The sequence below is a fragment of the Streptomyces avicenniae genome, assembly GCF_000719135.1.
GTDB lineage: Bacteria > Actinomycetota > Actinomycetes > Streptomycetales > Streptomycetaceae > Streptomyces > Streptomyces avicenniae.
Genome location: NZ_JOEK01000019.1, coordinates 119,054 through 136,753, shown reverse-complemented (window position 1 = coordinate 136,753; position 17,700 = coordinate 119,054). Strand labels below are relative to the sequence as shown.

The following is a 17,700-nucleotide window of genomic DNA, read 5'->3' as shown; positions in this document are numbered from 1 at the left end:
CGCGAGTTCACGCACCTCCGCCGGATCACCCGGCGTCGGATCACCGTCGAGCCCCAACGGACTCCAGTCGGACGGACGCCCCACGAACCCCACCCCCTGCACCCAGGCGATCACGTTCCGTCAGGCAATCACAACGACGCCCCGCCACGCCGGACAACGGCGCAACACCCCCCGAAAGAGACACGCCCCGGGGCGGCCACGGTCATCGGGCGTGGGGCCACCAGCGGCGCGCCGTCACGAGTTCGTGCACCTCACGCAGGCGGTCGGCGGCCGACCGCGCCTGCCCGGCGGAGCGGCCGAGGGTCGTCCGCAGGTCGGAGGCGAGGTGGGCCGCCTCGCGGACCTCGCACTGCGCCCGCAGGGTCTCCTTCGGGGTCGCCGTCGCGCGCGCGACGACGTCGAGGACCGCCTCCCGGTGCGGGCCGCTGAACCGGGCCAGGAAGAACCAGTCGTCGGCCGGTTCGCCGAGCCGGGCCCACTCGAAGTCCAGCAGGGCCGTCACGCTCCGCCCCCTCGCGAGCCAGTTCCCCCAGTGGCAGTCGGCGTGCACGGGCACGACGGTCCGCGCGGTCAGCGGCGCGCGCTCCGCGATCGCCGCCAGCCCGTCGAGCAGACGGCGCGGTACGGCTCCGCTCCCGGACAGGGCCCGCAGCCCGTCGATGTCCGCGAGCAGCGCGGCCCGGCCGACGAACCCCCCGTGGTCGGGCGGCTCGTCCAGCGTCCGCCGGACGTCGCCGTCCGGCGTCCAGCCGTGCAGCAGGCCGAGCCGCCCGACCGCCGCCTCCGCCAGCGAGCGCGCGGTGCCGCCGTCCACACCGGGCATGCCCATGCCGGGGGACGCCCCCGGGGCGCGGGCGTAGCAGGCGTAGCGGACGTCACGTGTCCCGAGCCGGTGCAGCCCGCTGCCGAGCAGCGGGGCCGTGAGCCCGGCGGGCAGGTGGGGCGCGAGGGCGATCTCGCGGCCGAGGCGCGGGTGGCCGTCCGCCTCGATGAGTTTCACGACGACGGCCCGGCCGACGTACACGTGGTGGGAAGCGCTCTCCGCCGGGGCCATCGGGCCCGGGTCACGCCCCAGGACCGCCGCGGCGACCGCGCGGGCGGCGTCACGGTCCGGCCCCGCTTCTCCCATGATCTCCCCGCCTCGGGACGCACGCCCGCCAGGGCGCGCGTCTCACCATGACCGCAGGTCACAGTGTAGTTGGCGCGCGGCACGGCGCTCCCGTGCCCGCCCGACGCCGTCCCGCGCGGGGCGCGGAGGCGTTCAGGCGCCGGACATCCGGCCGGCTGTTACCCTGGCGAAGGACCCGTTGTACGCAGGAGGAGACCAGTCATGGTGGGTGACGACGACATCTCCGGGTGAGACCCGGTCTGTCAGGCCACCGGCCGGTGCCCAGGAGCACCGCCGTCGTGGCCGCTCAGTCGTCCCCTTCTCCCATGCCACGGGCAGTGCCGTGCGCACGCCCGCCTCACCACCGAGGTCTCCTCCATGTCCGGTTCGTCCGTCATCTGCTCCACCCTGTCCTTCTCCTGGCCCGACGACACGCCGGTGTTCCAGGACCTGTCCTTCACCGTGGGCCCGGGACGCACGGGCCTCGTCGCCCCGAACGGCGCGGGCAAGAGCACGCTGCTGCGCCTCATCGCAGGGGAGCTGCGCCCCTCCGCCGGTTCCGTCTCCGTGGACGGCACCCTCGGCTACCTCCCGCAGACGCTGCCCCTGACCGCCGACCTCACGGTGGCCGAGGTCCTGGGCATCGCGGCGGTGGTCAGCGCCCTGAACGCCGTCGAGTCCGGTGACGTGCGCGAGGAGCACTTCACGACCATCGGCGACGACTGGGACATCGAGGAGCGCACCCGCGCCCAGCTCGACCGGCTCGGCCTCGCCGGGATCGCGTTCGACCGCGCCCTCGGCACGCTCAGCGGTGGCCAGGCCGTCTCCCTCGGGCTGGCGGCCCAGCTGCTGAAGCGGCCCGACGTCCTGCTGCTGGACGAGCCGACCAACAACCTCGACATCGACGCGCGGCACCGGCTGCACGACGTGCTGACGGACTGGCACGGCAGCCTGCTGCTCGTCAGTCACGACCGCGCCCTCCTTGACCGCATGGAGCGCATCGCCGAGCTCGACGGCGGCGAACTTCGCCTCTACGGCGGCAACTTCACCGAGTACGAGGAGAGCGTGCGGGCGGAGCAGGAGGTCGCGGAGAAGAACGTCCGCAACGCCGAACAGGAGTTGAAGCGCGAGAAGCGCGAGATGCAGCAGGCACGCGAACGCGCGGAGCGGCGCGCGAGCAACGCCGCCCGCAACCTCAAGAGCGCGGGGCTGCCGCGCATCTTCGCCGGGAACATGAAGCGGGGCGCCCAGGAGTCGGCGGGGCGGGCGGGCCAGACGCACGCCTCCCGCGTCGGCGAGGCCAAGGCGCGCCTCGACGAGGCGGAGCGCTCCCTGCGCGACGACCAGCGCCTCACGCTCGACCTGCCCGAGACCGACGTGCCCGCCGGGCGGACCCTGTTCCTCGGCGAGGAGTTGCAGGCCGCGCGCGGCGGACGTGACCAGTTCGCGGCCGGGGGCGTCGATCTCACCGTCCGCGGCCCTGAACGCATCGCACTGACCGGCCCGAACGGCGCGGGCAAGACCACGCTGCTGCGGCTGGTCGAAGGCGGCCTCGCGCCGGACGGCGGGCGGATCAGGCGGGCGGACGGACGCGTCGCGTACCTCTCGCAGCGTCTCGACCTGCTCGACCTCGACCGCACCGTGGCGGAGAACTTCACCGCAGCCGCCCCGCACCGGCCGGAGGCGGAACGCATGAACCTGCTCGCCCGCTTCCTGTTCCGGGGGCAGCGCGCCCACCTCCGCGCGGGCGCGCTGTCCGGCGGCGAACGGCTGCGCGCCACCCTGGCCTGCGTGCTGTGCGCCGAGCCCGCCCCGCAGTTGCTGCTGCTGGACGAGCCGACGAACAACCTGGACCTCGTCGGCGTCGGCCAGTTGGAGGGCGCCCTGACCTCCTACCGCGGCGCGTTCGTCGTGGTCAGCCACGACGAGCGGTTCCTCGCGCGGATCGGCGTGGACAGGTGGCTGCGCCTGGACGGCGGCCGGTTGACGGAGACGGGCGCACCGGGGGAGTGACCCGCCGCGCGGCGCGGCCGACGGCACTCAGCGGTACTCGGTGTCGTCGGCCGCCCGCGGCCGTCCGGCGTCGGCCGGGACCTCCGGTGCGAGGAACACCAGCAGGATCACCGGCAACCACACCCAGAGCACGACGAGTTGCAGCCAGACGAAGAAGGAGAACCAGAGCATGACCGCCAGGGGGAACGGCAGCAGGAACGCGGCCAGCAACCGGCGGATGCTTGTGCGGGGGCGGTTCAGCGCCACGGCCGCGGCCACGACGACCAGCAGGGTGTTGAACGGGATCACCGTCATCGCCCCGATGCGGACCAGGCCGAGGAAGCCACCGACGCCAGTTCCCCCGGTCGCCACCAGCACCACTCCCGAGGCACCCCAGACGACGGCGAACAGCGCCAGCTCCACCAGGACGAGCCGTAGCACCCACCGCAGTTCACGCATGATCCGCTCCCTGACGGTCACGGGGCGTCGGCGCCGTGCGCGTCCTGGCCACTCCGACACACAGGTACGGCCTGGCCAGGGCGAGGCCGGTCGCCGTGAGCGCCAACCCCGCCAGCACGGGCGCCAGATGCCAGGGATCGCCGTAGCCGATGGAGCCGTGCACGACGAGAGCGGGCAGGAAACCGGCCGCCGCCGCCAGGGCGAGCGACCACCACACCCACGCCTCCCCGCGCCGCCAGCCCCAGGCGCTCAGCAGCAGGACGGCGACGGCCGTTGACGTCAGCACGCCGCCGAACCCGGCCCGGTCGTGCGCGATGAACGGCACCAGACGCGGATTCGCCGCCCGCAGCGCGTCCGTGCCCGTGTGCAGGAACTCCAGGTCGCTGCCGACGAAGACGCCCGTGAGCCCGACCGACGACACCGCGATCCCGCCGACCAGCAGGCCGACGCCCGCCAGGATCAGCAGCAACTGCCCGGTCAGCGCCCGGTTCCGCTCCCGTTCCGTGCCCTCGGGCCACGCCCTCCAGCGCGGCGGCGTCCGCTCACGGCGGGTCGCGGCCAGGAACATGGGGAGGAGCACGACGGCGAGGGCCGTGTGCAGCGGCTCGACGAAGCCGACGCCGACGAAGTAGAGGAGCGTGGCGAACCCGACCCAGCCGGAGAGGAGATACGCCTGCCGGGCCCACGGCCGCCCCTGCCGCATGCCGCCCACGGCGAGCCCGGTGTAGAGCACGCCGAGCGCGACCATCGCGCCCGCCATGGTGATGCGGTCGTGCCGGATGAAGTGCACGAGATGGTGGTTGAGGTGGTGCAGGTCCGCCACGTCCGCGCCCAGGTAGGCGCGGTCGTACCACAGCAGGACCGGGCCGAGGGCGATCGCGGCGGCGCCGAGCCCCGCGCAGACCATGCCGACGCCGACGAGCGCGCCCCACCACCAGGCGGGCCAGCGGCGCGGGTCGCGGCCGATGTCGCGTACCGGGGGAGTGGGGAGGGTCGGGGTCGCGGCCTCCGTGACGCGCGCGAACCAGCCGGGCCCGGCCCGCACCAGCACCGGCGGCGCGGCCAGGACCACCGCCTGCGGGTCGGCGAGCGCGCGGGCGGCGTCCGCGACGTCGGGCGAGGTCAGCACGTGTGTCCGCGGGTCGGGGCGCGTGCGCACGGCGTCCACGTACGGGGCCAGCGCCGCCGCGACCTCGGCGGCGTCGGGCCCCGTCGCGTGCGCCAGCACCGGGACGCGACGGCCACGCGCCGCCTCCCGTACGGCCGCCACGTCACCGAGGCGGACCGGCGCCACCTCCACCAGCCCGGCCCCGAGCGGCGGCATGGCGCGTACCGCGTCCCACGCGAGGCGCGGGGGCACGACGGCCCCGAGCCGCGTCGTCACGCGGACGCCCGCGGCCGTGCCGCCCAGCAGCGCGGGCGGGTGCCGGTGGCCGAACGCCCAGGCGATCACCCGGCCGCCGCCCGGCAGCGAGCCGACCCGGGCCAGCGTGCGCAACGCGACGCGCTGCGAGCGCCGTTCGCCCAGCAGCGTGGCCGCGACGCCGCGCAGCGGCTGGTACGTCCAGTCCGGCATCAGACCACCGCCGTGGGAGACCAGCCGAGGACCGTGTCCATGGACCGCAGGGTCGCGGCGGCCGGTGTCAGGCGCGCGGCCAGGTCACGGGCGTGGGCGGCGGGTGGCCAGGCCCACTGGCCGACGCCGCTCAGCCGCGCCGAGCGGCGGACGACGGCCTGCGTCCTGGGCCGCCGCAGCCGGTCGTACCTGGCCAGTGCCCCGTCGATGTCCTCCCCGCCGCCGAGACAGGCGGCGAGGGTGACGGCGTCCTCCAGCGCCTGGCAGGCGCCCTGTCCGAGGCTCGGCGTCATCGCGTGGGCCGCGTCGCCCAGCAGCGCGATCCGGCCGCGCGTGAAGGTGGGCAGCGGCGGCAGGTCGTACACGTCGTGCCGCAGCACCCGCGCGGCGGGCACCCGGTCGAGCAGGGCCGGGACGGGCCCTGGCCAGTGCCCGAACCGGCGCCGCACCTCGGCGAGTTCGGCGCGCGGGTCGCCCGTCGCGCCGCCGGGCGGGGCGGTGGCCGTCGCGAAACAGTAGACGCGCCCGCCCGGCAGCGCCGTGAAACCGAACCGCTCGCCCCTACCCCAGGTCGCCGCCCCCTCCGACGGCGGTTCCGCGAGCGGTTCGGTGCTCATGCGCCACGCGGTGTGTCCCGCGTAGCGTGGTTCCCGGCCCTGCGGCCACCACTGTCGCCGGACGGCGCTGTGCAGCCCGTCGGCGGCGACGACCAGGTCGGCGCGGCACGTCCCGCCGTCGTGGGTCACCACGACGCCGTCGGCGTCGGCGTGCGTCTCCCGCACCGCGCCGCCGGTCAGGAGGACGCCGGGGGGCAGGGCCTCGCCGAGGACGCGCAGCAGATCGCGCCGGTGCAGGACGAGCAGCGGCCAGCCGTAGCGGCGTTCGATCTCCGCATTGTCGGTCATGGCCAGCCGGCGCCCGGCACGGTCGCGCAGGGTGCCGCGCCGCTCGACGGCGCCGCGCGCGTGGACGCGGGACGCCAGCCCCAGGCTGTCGAGGGCCCGCAGCGCGTTCGGCCACAGCGAGAGACCGGCTCCTGAGTCGGCCCGGTCCGTGTCCCGTTCCAGGACGCGCACCCGCCAGCCGCGCCGCACCAGCGCGACGGCGCTGGCGAGCCCGCCTGGTCCTCCACCGACGACGACCGCCGTACGACCGGCCATGTCCCCTCCCCAGGAGCACATTTGAGCGACTGCTCAATACGAGGGTAACCCCGATTGAGCAGTCGCTCAAGACCGGCCCGCGCGCGTCAGTCCCGGCCGACCGGCGCGGGGGACTCGTCCAGGAAGCCGCCCGACTGGTGCTTCCACAGCTTCGCGTAGGCGCCGTCCGACGCGAGCAGTTCGTGGTGCGTGCCCTGCTCGACGATCCGCCCGCGGTCCAGGACGACCAGCTGGTCCATGCCCGCGACCGTGCTCAGCCGGTGCGCGACGACCAGCGCCGTCCGGTTCTCCATGAGCCGCCACAGGGCGTCCTGCACCAGGACCTCGCTCTCGGAGTCCAGGGCGCTGGTCGCCTCGTCGAGCAGCAGGATCGGCGCGTCCCGCAGGATCGCCCTGGCCAGGGCGACGCGCTGCCGCTGTCCGCCGGACAGCTTGACGCCGCGCTCGCCCACCATCGTGTCGAAGCCGTCGGGCAGCGCGTCGGCGAACTGCGTGACGTGCGCCGCGTCCGCCGCGCGCCGGATCTCGGCATCGGTGGCCCCCGGCCTGGCGAACGCGATGTTCTCGCGCAGGGTGCGGTGGAACATCGCCGGGTCCTGCGGCACATAGGCGATCAGGCCGCGCAGGTCCGCCTGGCTCATCCTGCTGATGTCCTGCCCGCCGATCAGGATGCGGCCGGTGTCGATGTCGGTCATCCGCAGCAGCAGCCGCGTCAGGGTGGTCTTGCCGCCGCCCGAGCGGCCGACGAGCCCGATGCGCGAGCCGCCGGGCACGTCCAGGTCGAGGCCGGTGAACAGCGGCTTCCCGCCCCCGTGCGTGAAGAAGACCCGCTCGAACCGGACGTCGGCCGCCGCCGTGGACGCCACCGGCTCGGGCGCCACCGGGTCCCGCACCGTGGCGGGCGTCAGCAGCAGTTCGGTGAACTGCCCGGCCTCCGTCATGGCGTTCTCCAGGTGACGGTAGATCCGGTTGAACTCGAACATGATGCGGGTCGCGTTGTTGTAGTACGTGAAGGTCACCACCAGCGCCTCCACGCCGAGCCCGCCGCCGCTGAGCGTCACCACGAGCAGCAGCCCCAGCGCGTTGGCCAGCACGGACATCGGCGCGACCAGCGTGTCGATGCGCAGGTTGCCGTAGTCCCACGACCGCAGCGACAGCCGCCGTGACTCCGCGACGCGGGACCGGTGTTCGGCCGCCTCGCGCTCCTCGGCGGCGAACGCCCGCACGGTGTCCATGTTCATGAGGCTGTCGGCGACATGCCCGGAGACCCGGGCGATGGCCTCCTCGCGCTTGGCGACGAGCGCCTGGCGGCGCCTGATCAACGGCGTGACGCCCAGCGCCGTCACGAGGATGACGGTCAGGAGGCCGACGACGAGCAGCGGCTCGTAGCTCCACAGCACCACGGCGCCGAACGCCAGGGGCACGAGGCTGCCGATGACCGAGAACGTCAGCGTGTCCACGAACTGTTCGAAGCGGGAGGCGAAGCTCAGGACCCGCTTGGTCAGGGACCCGGCGAAGTTGTCGTGGAAGAACGCGGCGTCCTTGGCGAACAGTTCGTCCATGCCGATGATGTACAGGTGCTCGATGCCGTTCGCGTCGAGGCGGTTGAGGCAGTGCATGCCGATGCGCCACAGCGTCTCCGAGAGCAGCAGCACGCCGGCGAAGGCGAACACGTAGGGGAGTGTCGCGCCGACGGACGTGTCGGCGTCACCGGCGACGCGGCCGACCAGCTTCGCGACCACCAGCGGCGCGATGTAGTTGATGCCGATGTTGCCCAGCGCCGGGAGCAGCATCCCGGGGAGCGTCAGCCGCCGCAGCCGCTTCAACTCCCCGAGGTAGTAGCGGAGTGCGAGGAGTACAGATCCTTTTTCCGGCGGTTTCTCACGCAATGCAGGCGTTCCCATTCCACCCCAGGGCGGTCGTACGGCGGCCTGGCGGGTGACGTCCCGACGAGGGGTCGCCGACGCACCGACCGGCCGCGGTGATGTGTGGTGCGGCGGTCGCCCGCTCCCGGGTGATCCCTCGGGAGGTGGCGCGCGCGGCCTCCGGCGACACACCGTGAACGCCGAGGCACAGCAGGTCAGTCTGCCGCGCGGGCGTCGGCCGAGTCCACGCGTTTTTTCCGCGCCGCGCCGCCCCCTGGCCGGGCGCCGCCCCCGCGCGTCAGCGCTCGAAGCGGCTGGGGAGGGGGAAGTACGACTCCAGGAAGGAGTGCAGGCGGGTGGCGGCGTTCGCCTTCTCCTCCTGCGGCGTCTGGACGTCGTTCAGGCAGAAGAAGTCGAAGCGGCGGGTCTCCGCCACCTCGGCGAGGGCCTCGGCCGACTCCGGCTTGCCGATGTCGATGTACCGCAACGTGTATGTGCCCGGCACCCCGCGCCCCGTGAGGTACGCGTGGTGGTGGTGCAGGGTCGAGGCCATCGCGACGTCCGTCAGCGAACGGAACCGGGAGCCGCCGGTGCGCGCGATCTCCTCGGGGAACAGCTCCTCCAACTCCTCCATCACCGCGCGGATCTGCGGGTGCGGGGCGTGCTTGAACTTGTTGACGATCAGCCGCCCGTGCTCCCGCAGCATCAGCCGCGCCGAGTTCTTCCCCGCGGAGTTGGGCGCGGGCTCGTCCGGGTGCGGGGCGCCGAGACCGATCTGGAACGGCGCGAACGGCAGCTTGGCGATCCCGTTCCCGTGGAAGAAGTGCTCCGCGCCGACCGGGCGGCCGACGAAGACGTCGTCGTTGAAGTAGAGATAGCGCTCGGACAGGCCGGGTATGCGGTGCAACTGCGCACCGATCGCGTGGGAGTTGAAGACGGGGAGCACCGAAGGGTCGGCGAAGATCTCCTTGTGGTCCACGATCCGCACGCCGGGCGCGTCGGTGTCCAGCCACGCCGGGGTCTGCCCGTCCGTGACGATGTGGACCGTCCGCACGAACGGGGCGAACATCTCCAGCGAGCGCAGGGAGTACTTCAGCTCGTCGTGGCTCTCGTAGCGCGACGCGCCCGTCTCACGCGCGTTGATGCCCGACGGCGCCCCGCCGGAGCGGTACGCCTCCCGCCGCGCCGCCAGCTCGGGGTCCGTCCCGTCCACCCAGGTGTAGACGACATCGACGGGGAAGCCGACGGCGTCGATGCGCGGCTGGGCGAAGCCCTCGTACGTCGGGTGGGCGCGGCCCGCGACCGTGAGCGTCGCCGGGACGCGCGCCTCGGTCGGCAGGACGTCGGTCACGGCGTTGGCGCGCGGCGCCACCAGCGCGTCCGCGACGAGCGCGGGCGGGGCCAGGCTGCGCAGCGTGCCGCGCCGCTCGACCCGCCGCGCGTCCGCGAGGAAGCGCTCCCCGTCGCGCCAGAACTCGACCTCGCACCCGTACCCCAGGTCGGCGAGCACGGCCCCGGCCGGGCTCAGCAGGATCTCGCCGAAGCGGATCGTGTCCAGCCGCTTCAGCGCGGCGGGCAGCGACCCGTCGGCGTACAGCACGGCGTCGGCCGGGAGCGGATCGGCACCGGCCTTCGCCGCGTACAGGGCGCCGCCGCCGTACGTCCGGCGCATGACGGACAGCAGCCGCTTGCGGTCCGCGTGGCGGACACCGACCACATGGCGGAGCGGGGAGCGGCCCGGCACGAGGAAGTGGTCGATGTCGGCGCTCTCCAGCGCGTCGCAGACCAGGCCCAGGTTCCGGGCCGCCGCGTCGGCCGCGCTGAAGCGGCTCACCGTCCGGCCGTGGAAGACCGTGCCCGCGACCTCGACCGTACGGATCTCGGGGTCGGACCGCAGCAGCTCGCGGCGCCGCTCCGCGACACGCTCCACGCGCTTGCGCTCCGCCTCCTCGGCCCGCTCCGCCTCGCGCCGTTCCGCGCGTGCCTGGCGAACGGTCTCGGGCAGCAGACGTGCCCCCAGTGCCTTGACGCGTGTCTGCATGGCCGGACCGGCCCTCCCTGTGCGCTGCCGATGAAGCCGGTCGCCCCCGGGGACCGGCCTGCCAGAAGGACACCCGGGGAGTCGCGGACCGCGGCCCGGGTGTACTTCCGTGAAGCATATGTGTTCACTCCGTGGGCCGTCGCGGGGCATCCGGTGGGGCGCGCGTCGAGTGTGGGGAGGACGTGTCCTTCCGGGGCGCTGCGCCGTGACCGCGGAAAAATGTCGTGGCGCGCTGTCGATCCGCCGCGGCCCCGTCCGACCTTGCTGTGAGAGGGCCGGACGGCGGCCCGCCCACGAAGGGAGAACGAGGATGCCGAAGTACATGCTGATCATGCGGGGCACGGACGAGACCAACGCCAAGATGGCCGACGCGTCGTTCGACGAGATGCTGGAGACGGTCGGCCGCTTCAACGAGGAGCTGATCCGCGCGGGCGTGCTGGTGGCGGCCGAGGGGCTTGAGGACCCGTCGCAGGGCGTCGTGATCGAGTTCGGCGGCGAGACGCCGGTGGTCACCGACGGGCCCTACGGCGAGACCAAGGAGCTGTTCGGCGGCTTCTACCTGATCGACGTCGCCTCCAAGGAGGAGGCCGTCGAGTGGGGCAAGCGCCTCCCGGCCTTCCCCGGCTCCAAGTGCGAGGTCCGCCGGGTCCCCGGCATCGACGAGTTCCCGCAGGACAACGAGTGGATCGTCCGGGAGCGCGCCTGGCGCGAGCGGACCGGTCAGCTCTGATGCCGCAGGTCTACGACGGCCCGCCGGGCGGTGACGCGGCGCGGCGGGCCGTCGAGGCCGTCTGGCGGATAGAGTCCGCCCGCATCGTCGGCGCGCTGGCCCGCTGGACGCGCGACTTCCCGCTCGCCGAGGACGTCGCCCAGGAGGCGCTGGCCGAGGCACTCGTCGGCTGGTCACGCGACGGCCCGCCGCGCGACCCGGTGGGCTGGCTCCTCGCGACCGCCAGACGGCGCGCCATCGACGTCTTCCGCCGCCGCTCCGCGCTCGACGAGCGGTACGCGGCGCTCGCCGCCGGGCTCACCGAGGGGGAGACGGCCCCGGCCGCCGCCGGGACGGAGCACCTGCCCTGGGACCCGGACCGCATCGAGGACGACGTCCTGGCGCTGATGTTCATCGCCTGCCATCCCGTGCTGTCGCCCGAGGCGCGCGTCGCGCTGACGCTCCGCACGGTCGGCGGCCTGTCGAGCGAGGAGATCGCACGGGCGTTCCTCGTCCCCGTGCCGACCGTGCAGGCGCGGATCACACGGGCGAAGAGGACGATCGCGGCGGCCGGTGTGCCGTTCGAGCTGCCCCCGGCCGACGAGCGCCGCGAACGGCTCGGCGGCGTCCTCAGCGTCCTCTACGTGATCTTCACCGAGGGTTCGACCGCGACGGCGGGCGAGCGGCTGCTGCGCCCCGAACTCGCCTACGAAGCGGTCCGGTTGTGCCGCACGCTGGTCGTGCTGGTGCCGGAGGAGGCGGAGGCGCACGCGCTGCTGGCGCTCTTCGAGCTGACGGCCGCCCGCTTCCCGGCGCGCACCGGGCCTGACGGCGAGGCGGTGCTCCTTGAGGACCAGGACCGGCGGCTGTGGGACCGCTCCGCGATCCGGCGGGGCGTGGCCGAGCTGGGCCACGCGCTCGCCGGGGGCCGGGGCCTCGGCCCCTACGGGCTCCAGGCGGCGATCGCCTCCTGCCACGCGGCGGCGCCCACCGTGGGGGAGACCGACTGGGGGCGGATCGTGCTGCTGTACGAGGCGCTGGGGCGGGTGGCGCCCTCGCCCGTGGTGGAGCTGAACCGGGCCATCGCCCTGGCGATGGCGGAGGGCCCGGGGGAGGCGCTCGCGCTGGTGGACGACCTGGCCGCGTCGGGCCGTCTCTCCGGCTCGCACCTGCTCCCCGGGGTGCGCGGCGAACTGCTCGCGCGGCTCGGCAGGACGGCGGAGGCGCGGGCCGAGCTGGAGCTGGCGGCCCGGCTGTGCCGGAACGTCACGGAGCGCGCCGTGCTGCTGCGGAAGGCAGCCGCGCTGGGGTGACGGGGGGGAGTGGGCCCGGCCGGGCCGCAGGGGTGCGCTTGACCTCAAGCCATGTTCAGGTCGCAGACTCGCCCTCGCGGGACGCCTCGTCCGGCCCCTTCCCACCGGCAGCAGGAGAACAGTTGTGAGCACCGACGGCGGTTTCTACTCGATCATCGACTACACCGTCGATGGCCCTTCGACCCAGGCGGAACTGGTCGAGGTCTTCGCCGAGATCCAGGAGCGCTGGGTGAGCTTCTACCCCGGCTATCGCTCCGCCAGGTTCCACGTGAGCACGGACGGCACGCGCGTCTACAACATCGTGCACTGGGCGAGCGAGGCCGACTACCGCGCTTTCGTCGAGACCTCCGACACGGAGGGCCGGATGGCGGCCATCGTGACGGCGCTCGAAGGGCTCTCGGGCAAGGCCGAACCGCGCATGAGCGGCGTCCCCACCTACACGGTCACGCGGGAGGTGGGGCCGCGGACGCGCGGCTAGGTCCAGGGCCCGGCCTGCCGGGGGCGGCGGTGGGTCACGTGCCCTCGGCGGGGCGCAGGGCCATCAGTATCTCCGGCTCGGGCAGGGGGCCGAAGCCCACCTTCTCGTAGACGGCGTGCGCGTCGTACGTCGCGAGCATCACCCGCTTCAGGTTGTACGGGGCCAGGTGGTCGCGGATCGTCCCGGCCAGCCGGACGCCGAGGCCCTTCCCGCGGTGCGCGGGGGCGACGTAGACGTCGCAGAGCCACGCGAACGTCACCTGGTCCGTGACGACGCGCGCGTACGCGACCTGCGCGCCGTCCGGGGCGTACACGCCGAAGTTGAGGGACGCGCGCGCCGCCCGCTCGACCGTCTCCCGGCTGCGGCCCAGGGCCCAGTAGGCGTCCGTCGAGAGCCAGTCGTGCACCCTGGCGAGGTCGAGGCGGGCGGGGTCGGTGTCGATCTCGTAGCCGTCGTCGTGCGCGCGGTAAGTGGTCACGACGGCGCATGGTAGGCCCTCGTCCGCGGTGGACGGGAAGTCTTTTGCGCTTGACGGGCGGTGGCTCGGCGTCAGGGGCAGGCTGTACGCGGCCCCGACGCTCGTTGCTGACCAGGAGCGACGACGGCCCGGGGCCGCGCGGGCGCCGGGTGGTGCGTAAAAGACTTTCCCTGCCGCGCCGCCGTCAGACGGCCGCCTCCGCGCGGGACAGCGTGCGCAGCCGCGGCGCGAAGGCGGAGTGGAAGACGCCCGACGCCGCGCCGACCGCAGCCGCCGAGTCGTTCAGGACCGAGTGCTCCACGCGCACGCGCCGCAGACGGCGGGCCAGCGGGAAACGGTTGACCGCGGCGGACATCTCGGTGAGGAACACGTCCACCACGGACGGCGGCACGGCGGGCCCGCCCACGATCAGCAGCGTCGTGTCCAGCAGGTCGATCATCCCCGTCGCCCCCCTGGCCAGGACCTTCGCGACCTCCCGGATCGCGGTCACGGCCCGCTCGTCGCCCTCGGCCGCCGCCGCGCACAGCCGCTCGTACCGTCCCGGCGCGTCCGGCAGCCGCAGCCCGGCCGCCGCCGCCTTCCCCAGGGCGGCCGACATGGGCGCGCACTCCGGCACCCTGACCCGCTGCTCCGCCTCGGGGTCGGCGAGCCCGAGCGACAGGGCGCACAGCTCGCCGAACTCGCCCGCGTTGCCGGTGCGGCCCCGGTACACGTCGCCGTTGAGGAACGCGCCCGCCCCGGCGCCCGTGCCCAGGTAGAGGTAGATGAAGTCCCCGGAGCGCTCGGTCGCGCCGATCCAGCGCTCGCCGATGGCCGCCGCCGTGGCGTCCTTCTCGACGGTGACCGGCACGCCGAGCCGTTCGGTGAGCGCGGCCCGCAGCGGCACGTCGCGCCAGCCCTCGAACAGCGGCGGGTCGCAGAGCACTCCGGCGCCCGCGTCCAGCGGGCCAGGCACGGCCACGCCGATGCCGAGCAGCGGGTCGGAGACCGCCCCCGACGCGATGGCCTCGCGGGCGAGGCGCGTCATGCTGTCGATGACGGAGGCCGGGTCCGTGCGCCCGTGCAGCGGCAGGACCCGCTGGTCACGCACGCCGCCGCACAGGTCAACCACCACCTGCGTGATCATCTCCGGGTCGAGGTGGATGCCGAGGGCGCAGGCGGCGTCCGCCCGCAGCCGCAGGGGCACCCGCGGCTTGCCCTTGATGCCGGGCCGCACGGTGTCCTCGACGAGGAACGACGAGGTCAGCAGGTTGCGGGTGATACGGGAGACCGCCTGCGGCGTGAGCCCGGTGCGCTGGGCGATCTCCACGCGGCTGAGCGAACCGGCCTCCCTGATCGACTCGATGACCAGCTTCTCGTTGAACGAGCCGAGCGCCAACTGGTCGAACGCGCGGGGCGCGAGGGCCTGGGGCTCGGTCACGGCCCCGCCGCTGGGCCGCCGCCACACCAGCGCCCGACCGGCGCGGGCGTGCAGGGCCTCGACCAGCGAGTGGTGGACGGGCCCCGCCGACGACGGGCTGTGGCGCAGCTGCAACTGGCAGACGACGGCCAGCGTCGCGGCCCAGCTCATGGACTCGCCCGCCGTGTGCCACGTCTCCGGGCCCGCCGCGCGCTGACCGCCGCGCGCCGTGGCGGAGGCGGCGCCGCCGAGGGCGATCGCGTGCACCGCCAGGCCGCGGTACTCGTCGCGCACGGCGGCCAGCAGCCCGGACAGCGCGGCGCCGCCCTCCTCGGTGACCCCGTCGGTGACGGCTTCCGCGTCGGCGTCGGCGCCCGTGCCCGTGCCCGGGAGGGCGGCGGCGAGCGTGGCGGCGAGCGCCTGCCGTTCGTCCGCCGGGGCGGGCACGAACGGCGCCGCCGCGGCGACGGAACGGCCCGGCGGCACCTCGGCCAGCAGGACCACCGCCGAGTCCGCCTGCTGCCACAGGCCGAGCAGCAGCGGCTCCCGGCAGGTCAGCGGGGGTGAGGTGGGCAGGGTGACGGGGGAGGCGCCCTCGCCGTCCACGCCCCAGCGGCGCCAGACGGCGCCGAGCGTCGTGTGCGACATCCCCAGGTGTTCGGCGAGGGAGCGTGCCGACCAGGAGGGGCGCGGCGGGGGAGGCCCGGCCAGGGTCGAGGCGACGACCTCGGCCTCGTCGATACGGGGCGGACGGCCCGCGCGCGGGCGGTGTTCGAGGCCGGGGAGCCCCAGGTCCGCGTACCGGGCGCGCCAGGAGGAGACCGTCGGCCGGGACACGCCGAGCGCGCGGGCGCTGTCGGAGACCGGGACGCCGTCCGCCGCGTCCAGGACGATCCGGGCCCGGACGTCCCGGCCCGGCCGCTCGCGCGACCAACTGCGCAGCGCCTCGCGCTGGATGGGCGTCAGGACCAGTTTCGGGACGTCATGCATGGCCACATACAACACCGTTCTTCCGCCGCGCGCAAAAGTACTAACTGGCCACCGAGTGTGGATCGCTGGCCGCGGTCACTTACCCGCTGGTCGTTTTCTGGTGATCAATGCCTATTGAGCGGGCAGGTCTTGGCCCTCATGTAAATATCCGAAGTCAGAACCATTGACGAGAGTCAATCCATTGGATTTACATGACCGGCGCGTGGCACGGGGCCACCTCGCGGACACCGCGGACCGAAGGGGACGGCATGACCACCATCGAACGACCGGCCAGGCGCCGTGCCCCCGATCCGGCGGGTGCCACCGGACGCGCACGGCGCACCCGCACACGGCGTGACATGGCGCTGTTCTGGTTCGTCCTGCCGGGAACGGCCGTGCTCCTGCTGTTCCATTACGTCCCGCTGCTCGGCAACGTCATCGCGTTCCAGGACTACCAGCCGTTCATCGGCATCGCCGACAGCCGGTGGGTCGGCTTCGACAACTTCGACATCATCTTCAACGGCGACGACGCGTTCCTGCGGGCCCTGGCCAACACGCTGCAACTCACGCTGATCCAGGTCGTGTTCGTCTTCCCCGTGCCGATCGCCCTCGCCCTGCTGCTGAACACGATGGTCGGCGAACGCGTGAAGCGCGTCGTGCAGAACATCCTCTACCTGCCGCACTTCCTGTCCTGGGTCGTCGTCGTCGCGATCTTCCAGCAGATGCTGGGCAACTCGGGGCTGGTGAACGTGTTCCTCCAGGCCCGGGACATGGGCACCTGGAACATCATCGGCAACCCGGACCTGTTCATGGCCCTCCTCACCTCCCAGGTCATCTGGAAGGACGCGGGCTGGGGCATGATCCTCTTCCTCGCCGCCCTGTCCCGCGTGGACAACGAGCTGTACGAGGCGTCCGCCATGGACGGCGCGAGCCGCATGCGGCAGACGTGGCACGTCACCCTGCCCGCGCTGCGCGGCCTGATCGTGCTCCTGCTGATCCTGCGCCTCGGCGACGCGCTGAGCGTCGGGTTCGAGCAGATCATCCTCCAGCAGACGGCCATCGGCATCGAGGACAGCGACGTGCTGGACACCTACGTCTACAACAACGGCCTGGTCGCCGGGCAGTGGGGCGCGAGCGCCGCCGTCGGGCTGGTCAAGGGGATCGTCGGCATCGCCCTCGTCCTCGGAGCCAACAAGATCGCCCACCTGATGGGCGAGGAAGGGATCTACAAGAAGCGATGAACCGTCCCACATCCGCCGTCCCGGGCCTCGCCCCCGCCCCGCCCGCCTGGCGCGTCCTCAAGTCCCTGGTCCTGCTGGCCTGCTGCCTCCTGGTGATCATCCCGTTCCTATCCGTCGTCTCGACCTCGCTCGCCGACGCGCAGCAGGTCAACTCCACCGGCGGCTACGTCCTGTGGCCCGACAACCCGTCGCTCGACGCGTACCGCGCCATCCTGAACGGCGGCACGGTGTCGCGGGCGATGACGGTGAGCGTGGGCGTCACCCTGGTCGGCACGCTCCTCAGCCTCGCCGCGACCGCCTCCCTCGCCTACGGCCTCAGCCGCCCCGGCTCGTTCGGGCACCGGCCCGTCCTCCTGCTGCTGATCCTCTCCATGCTGTTCGTCCCCGGCGTCATCCCCAGCTACCTGCTGGTCAAGGAACTCGGGCTCATCAACAGCTACTGGGCGCTGATCCTGCCCATGATGATCAACGCCTTCAACGTGATCGTGCTCCGCTCGTTCTTCATGAGCGTGCCGCGCGAACTGCTCGACTCCGCGCGCATCGACGGCGCCGGGGAACTCCAGACCCTGTGGCGCGTGGTGATACCGCTGTCCAAGGCGTCCCTGGCGGTCGTCGGCCTCTTCTACGCCGTCTCGTACTGGAACTCCTTCTTCCAGGCCATGCTCTACATGAACGAGTCCGCCAAGTGGCCCATGCAGCTGGTCCTGCGCACCTACGTCGTCAACAACGCGACGATCGGCGCGGGCGAGGCGTCCGCCGCGGGCGCGGCGCTGCCGCCCTCCTACGCGCTCCAGGCCGCGATCCTCGTGCTGTCCGTCGTCCCGGTCGCGCTCATCTTCCCCTTCCTGCAACGCCACATGAACAAGGGCGTCATGCTCGGGGCGGTCAAGGGATGACGCCACCGGCCGACCT

At 73.5% G+C, this 17,700-nt stretch carries 14 protein-coding genes; 6 read left to right on the top strand and 8 right to left on the bottom strand.

What is annotated here, in order from left to right; all coding sequences use genetic code 11:
* Positions 1 to 202 precede the first annotated feature (202 nt).
* Positions 203 to 1,129, bottom strand: a complete 927-nt coding sequence (locus IF27_RS27880) for a phosphotransferase (RefSeq protein WP_052852628.1) — start codon at positions 1,127 to 1,129, stop codon at positions 203 to 205.
* Positions 1,130 to 1,486: 357 nt separating this feature from the next.
* Here IF27_RS27880 and IF27_RS27875 point away from each other — a divergent pair, with 357 nt between their 5' ends.
* Entirely contained in the window at positions 1,487 to 3,121 is a 1,635-nt protein-coding gene (locus tag IF27_RS27875) for an ABC-F family ATP-binding cassette domain-containing protein (protein ID WP_052852627.1), read from the top strand.
* A gap of 27 nt (positions 3,122 to 3,148) precedes the next feature.
* On the opposite strand, the gene IF27_RS27870 is transcribed toward IF27_RS27875, so the two are convergent.
* The 5 genes from IF27_RS27870 to IF27_RS27850 all read right to left on the bottom strand — a co-directional run bounded on the left by IF27_RS27870 (position 3,149) and on the right by IF27_RS27850 (position 10,201).
* Entirely contained in the window at positions 3,149 to 3,559 is a 411-nt protein-coding gene (locus tag IF27_RS27870) for a hypothetical protein (RefSeq protein ID WP_052852626.1), read from the bottom strand.
* A complete protein-coding gene (locus IF27_RS27865) occupies positions 3,552 to 5,135 on the bottom strand; it encodes a hypothetical protein (protein ID WP_052852625.1) in 1,584 nt (527 codons plus the stop codon). The genes IF27_RS27870 and IF27_RS27865 overlap by 8 nt, the downstream gene beginning before the upstream one ends.
* Complete coding sequence (locus IF27_RS27860; protein WP_052852624.1) at positions 5,135 to 6,295, bottom strand: FAD-dependent monooxygenase; 1,161 nt, start codon at positions 6,293 to 6,295, stop codon at positions 5,135 to 5,137. Before IF27_RS27860 ends, IF27_RS27865 begins: the two co-directional genes overlap by 1 nt.
* 86 nt (positions 6,296 to 6,381) lie before the next feature.
* Positions 6,382 to 8,199 (bottom strand): ABC transporter ATP-binding protein, encoded by a 1,818-nt coding sequence (locus IF27_RS27855; RefSeq protein ID WP_110946307.1) that lies wholly within the window; start codon positions 8,197 to 8,199, stop codon positions 6,382 to 6,384.
* Positions 8,200 to 8,458: 259 nt separating this feature from the next.
* The gene (locus tag IF27_RS27850) at positions 8,459 to 10,201 is read right to left on the bottom strand and encodes a stealth family protein (protein ID WP_110946306.1); all 1,743 of its coding nucleotides are present in this window, start codon (positions 10,199 to 10,201) and stop codon (positions 8,459 to 8,461) included.
* Between the two features lie 310 nt (positions 10,202 to 10,511).
* On the opposite strand from IF27_RS27850, the gene IF27_RS27845 reads away from it, so the two are divergent.
* The 3 genes from IF27_RS27845 (at position 10,512) to IF27_RS27835 (ending at position 12,701) form a co-directional block, all read left to right on the top strand.
* Entirely contained in the window at positions 10,512 to 10,931 is a 420-nt protein-coding gene (locus IF27_RS27845) for a YciI family protein (RefSeq protein WP_052852623.1), read from the top strand.
* Positions 10,931 to 12,223, top strand: coding sequence for an RNA polymerase sigma factor (locus tag IF27_RS27840; protein ID WP_190233125.1), 1,293 nt, complete (start codon positions 10,931 to 10,933; stop codon positions 12,221 to 12,223). The genes IF27_RS27845 and IF27_RS27840 overlap by 1 nt, the downstream gene beginning before the upstream one ends.
* A 124-nt stretch (positions 12,224 to 12,347) precedes the next feature.
* Complete coding sequence (locus IF27_RS27835; protein WP_052852622.1) at positions 12,348 to 12,701, top strand: antibiotic biosynthesis monooxygenase family protein; 354 nt, start codon at positions 12,348 to 12,350, stop codon at positions 12,699 to 12,701.
* A 34-nt stretch (positions 12,702 to 12,735) separates the two neighbouring features.
* Here IF27_RS27835 and IF27_RS27830 read toward each other — a convergent pair whose 3' ends face one another.
* Together IF27_RS27830 and IF27_RS27825 are read right to left on the bottom strand one after the other, a co-directional pair.
* Positions 12,736 to 13,179, bottom strand: coding sequence for a GNAT family N-acetyltransferase (locus IF27_RS27830; RefSeq protein WP_052852621.1), 444 nt, complete (start codon positions 13,177 to 13,179; stop codon positions 12,736 to 12,738).
* 184 nt (positions 13,180 to 13,363) lie between these two features.
* Positions 13,364 to 15,568: an ROK family protein gene (locus IF27_RS27825; protein ID WP_052852620.1), complete on the bottom strand. Its 2,205-nt coding sequence runs from the start codon at positions 15,566 to 15,568 to the stop codon at positions 13,364 to 13,366.
* Positions 15,569 to 15,816: 248 nt separating this feature from the next.
* Between IF27_RS27825 and IF27_RS27820 the strand changes: the two genes are divergently transcribed.
* Positions 15,817 to 16,788 (top strand): ABC transporter permease, encoded by a 972-nt coding sequence (locus IF27_RS27820; protein WP_052852635.1) that lies wholly within the window; start codon positions 15,817 to 15,819, stop codon positions 16,786 to 16,788.
* Positions 16,785 to 17,684, top strand: a complete 900-nt coding sequence (locus IF27_RS27815) for a carbohydrate ABC transporter permease (protein WP_052852619.1) — start codon at positions 16,785 to 16,787, stop codon at positions 17,682 to 17,684. The genes IF27_RS27820 and IF27_RS27815 overlap by 4 nt, the downstream gene beginning before the upstream one ends.
* Positions 17,685 to 17,700: the final 16 nt, after the last annotated feature.

What these genes read in the sequence shown, in the direction of transcription:
- IF27_RS27855 (WP_110946307.1), bottom strand. Translation starts at nt 8,199, where the DNA reads ATGGGAACGCCTGCATTGCGTGAGAAACCGCCGGAAAAAGGATCTGTA.
- IF27_RS27840 (WP_190233125.1), top strand. Translation starts at nt 10,931, where the DNA reads ATGCCGCAGGTCTACGACGGCCCGCCGGGCGGTGACGCGGCGCGGCGG.
- IF27_RS27875 (WP_052852627.1), top strand. Translation starts at nt 1,487, where the DNA reads ATGTCCGGTTCGTCCGTCATCTGCTCCACCCTGTCCTTCTCCTGGCCC.
- IF27_RS27850 (WP_110946306.1), bottom strand. Translation starts at nt 10,201, where the DNA reads ATGCAGACACGCGTCAAGGCACTGGGGGCACGTCTGCTGCCCGAGACC.
- IF27_RS27815 (WP_052852619.1), top strand. Translation starts at nt 16,785, where the DNA reads ATGAACCGTCCCACATCCGCCGTCCCGGGCCTCGCCCCCGCCCCGCCC.
- IF27_RS27820 (WP_052852635.1), top strand. Translation starts at nt 15,817, where the DNA reads ATGACCACCATCGAACGACCGGCCAGGCGCCGTGCCCCCGATCCGGCG.
- IF27_RS27825 (WP_052852620.1), bottom strand. Translation starts at nt 15,568, where the DNA reads ATGCATGACGTCCCGAAACTGGTCCTGACGCCCATCCAGCGCGAGGCG.
- IF27_RS27845 (WP_052852623.1), top strand. Translation starts at nt 10,512, where the DNA reads ATGCCGAAGTACATGCTGATCATGCGGGGCACGGACGAGACCAACGCC.
- IF27_RS27880 (WP_052852628.1), bottom strand. Translation starts at nt 1,129, where the DNA reads ATGGGAGAAGCGGGGCCGGACCGTGACGCCGCCCGCGCGGTCGCCGCG.
- IF27_RS27860 (WP_052852624.1), bottom strand. Translation starts at nt 6,295, where the DNA reads ATGGCCGGTCGTACGGCGGTCGTCGTCGGTGGAGGACCAGGCGGGCTC.
- IF27_RS27865 (WP_052852625.1), bottom strand. Translation starts at nt 5,135, where the DNA reads ATGCCGGACTGGACGTACCAGCCGCTGCGCGGCGTCGCGGCCACGCTG.
- IF27_RS27870 (WP_052852626.1), bottom strand. Translation starts at nt 3,559, where the DNA reads ATGCGTGAACTGCGGTGGGTGCTACGGCTCGTCCTGGTGGAGCTGGCG.